This is a genomic window from Vicinamibacteria bacterium (genome assembly GCA_035620555.1).
Classification (GTDB): Bacteria; Acidobacteriota; Vicinamibacteria; order Marinacidobacterales; family SMYC01; genus DASPGQ01.
Map to the genome: position 1 here is coordinate 1 of DASPGQ010000047.1, position 2,697 is coordinate 2,697.

The following is a 2,697-nucleotide window of genomic DNA, read 5'->3' on the forward strand; positions in this document are numbered from 1 at the left end:
CCCGCGTGAAGGCTGTCTCGATGGACCCGGCCATCGATGTGGGAACGGAAAGTACGATGGCCGCTCCCGAGGATACCGGCTTCGACCTCATCTCGAGACCCTCGCCGGCGACTTCTCGAAGACTCGTCCGGAGCCTGTCGACAACGGCCTTGCGCGCGTCCTTCAGAACGAGGCAGTAGGTGGAACGTTCCGGGGCCTCGGCGCCTCGCTCTTCGAAGAGGGATTCGAAAGTCGAGAACAGATCGCGGTATTTGAGGAGCAGAGAGATCTCGTCGACGAGCCCATCGCGATGGGCCACGACCCTCTGCACGCGGCGGCGAAGCCTCACGATCCGTCTCGCCCACCACGCCAGGTCGGCACGCGTGAGCACCTCGACAGGCGCAGGGATGGGATCCGCGGGGCGCAAAATCTCGGTGACGCGATCCGCATCGCCAATGGCGGCCCGAAGGGCGCGGGCTTCGCGCTCCTCCACCGCAGAAAGGCTCACCGGTGACAACCGTGGGCTCTCGACCGTTGGCTCGACGAGATGGACGGTGCCGACGTCCTGGAGCACGCGCATCGTCTCGGACAGACACTCCTCCGGCCCCAGGATCCAGACTTTTTCCATCTGCAAAATCATCGTGCTTCCCTCGTTCACCGATCAGGCTCGGTCAGCGCGTCCAGCAAGACCTCCACCAGCGCGTCGGCGAATGCTCGCACCCGCGTCTCGTCGACGGCATCGAAAGCTTCGGCTTCGTGCCGCGCTCGATCCTCGATCCGTGCGCGTTCCGCCAGGTGCTCCGCGCGGATGCGCGATCCGAGTCGCACCGTTTCCTCGGCGACCTGCTTCGAGAAACGGTCGACGGCCCGCTCCGCATCCTGCCTCGCGTGGACGACCGCCTGCTCCGACTCAGCGCGGGCCCGAGCAAGACGCTCGGCGAGGTCGCCCTCTAGCTCCAAGAGGCGCCCGAGCGCTCCGGCAGGCTTCGCGGTCTCGTTGCAGTCGGGCATCGGTGTCAAAACGGCCGTCGCCCGATCCGACGATTCTCATTGCGATGCGCCATCATGCGATCAACACGAGTTAGCTTAGTACAGGCTACAAGGAAACGCCCGCAGGTGACCCTTGTATCGACCTCGTTGGGCAAGACTCGTCAACGTAGAATTCAAGGGGTAGCGGGAGGACAACACGCTCTTCGAAGCTACGAAGCCGCTTCGCCGTCAGGCGTTCGCGACGCTTTGGACGACCTCGAGAACTGTGTCGTAGCTGGTCAGCGCTCCTCGATGACGTGGATCTTACCGAGCTCGAGGCCGTCAACGGTCTGTTTGACTCCGTTGGGCCAGACGATCTCGACGCTCTCCAACCTGTCAGAGGCCCCGAGACCGAACATCACCGGCAACTGGTTCTGGGACAGGTAGCCGGTAGCGCTCTTCACTATCGCGGTCCGAACGCTCCCGGCAGCGGTGACGCGGATCTCGGCGCCGATGCCTTCCCGGTTACTCTTCGTTCCCCTCAGACGAAAGCCGATCCAGCGCGTGGGACCGCGGAGATCGTTGCGATACAGATAAGATCTCCCGCCGCTCGTGGTGACGAGCAGGTCGAGGTCACCGTCGCCATCGATGTCGCCGTGGGCGGAACCTCGCGAGACCACCGCGCGAGAGAGCTCCGGGCCCACGCTCTGGGCGACGTCCTGGAACCGCCCCCCGCCGAGATTCCGAAACAAGTGCGGCGGCTGGGCGTAGGTCACCCGCTGCTGCACCGCCTGAATATCGTTCTCCACGTGGCCGTTGGCGATGAAAATGTCCTGCATCCCGTCGAGATCGAAGTCGAAGAAGAATGCGCCGAAGGCCAGCGTAAGAAGACTCGCCCGGCCGACGTCGGATACCGGGGCGGCATCGATGAAGAACCCCCGCCCCTCGTTGTGATAGAGCGAGACCATCTCGTTCGAGAAATTGCCGATCACCAGGCTCTGGTGTCCGCTCCCGTCGTAGTCGGCCGCATCGATCCCCATGGCGCCCCGCGCGACTCCGTTCTCGGCGAAAGCGATCCCGGCGAGCACCGCGACGTCGGTGAAGGTGCCATTGCCGTTGTTCTTGTAGAGGTTATTGGGCTGGGTATCGTTCGCTACCGCGAGATCGAGATATCCGTTGGCGTCGAAATCGAGGACGGTGACGCCGAGTCCCTTCCCTCGCGGGTTGTGAAGGCCAGCCTCTTCCGTCACGTCGCTGAACTTCCCTCCACCCTCGTTGCGGTAGAGGACCGGACTCGCCCCGTCGTAGGACTCGGGCGTGCAGTAAGATTTCGTCTTTCCATCGAGCGAGCAGTAGATGTCGGTTTCAGGAGTCCACTCGACGTAGTTGACGAGGAAGAGGTCGAGATCCGAGTCACGGTCGTAGTCGAGCCAGGTCGCGCTCGCGCCGAAGCCGGGATCGCCCACGCCAGCGGCAGCGGTCACGTCGATGAACTTCCCTCCCCCGTCGTTTCTCATGAGGAGGTTCGGTCCAAGAGCGGTAAGGTACACGTCGGGGTCCCCGTCGGCGTCGTAGTCTCCGATGGCGACCCCCATGCCATATAGGGAGCGATCGAGACCCGAGCCCGCGGTCACGTCGTCGAACGTGCCCGTGCCGCGATTCCGGTAGAGGGCGGCGGTCGTGCGCTTGACGCCTCCGGGAGCCCCCGGCCAGCTCGTTCCGTTTACGAGCAGCAGGTCCTGGTCTCCA

General features: G+C 64.0%; 3 protein-coding genes. All 3 read right to left on the minus strand.

Annotated elements, in window-relative coordinates:
- The coding region (locus tag VEK15_01790) for a hypothetical protein (GenBank protein ID HXV59395.1) at positions 1-607 on the minus strand (607 nt) is incomplete at its 3' end.
- A gap of 26 nt (positions 608-633) precedes the next feature.
- Positions 634-990: a hypothetical protein gene (locus VEK15_01795; protein ID HXV59396.1), complete on the minus strand. Its 357-nt coding sequence runs from the start codon at positions 988-990 to the stop codon at positions 634-636.
- A 257-nt stretch (positions 991-1,247) separates the two neighbouring features.
- On the minus strand, positions 1,248-2,697 hold a 1,450-nt coding region (locus tag VEK15_01800; GenBank protein ID HXV59397.1), incomplete at its 5' end, for a CRTAC1 family protein.

Bases quoted from the DNA above. Each gene is read 5' to 3' on its own strand.
- VEK15_01795 (HXV59396.1), bottom strand. From the start codon at position 990: ATGCCCGACTGCAACGAGACCGCGAAGCCTGCCGGAGCGCTCGGGCGC.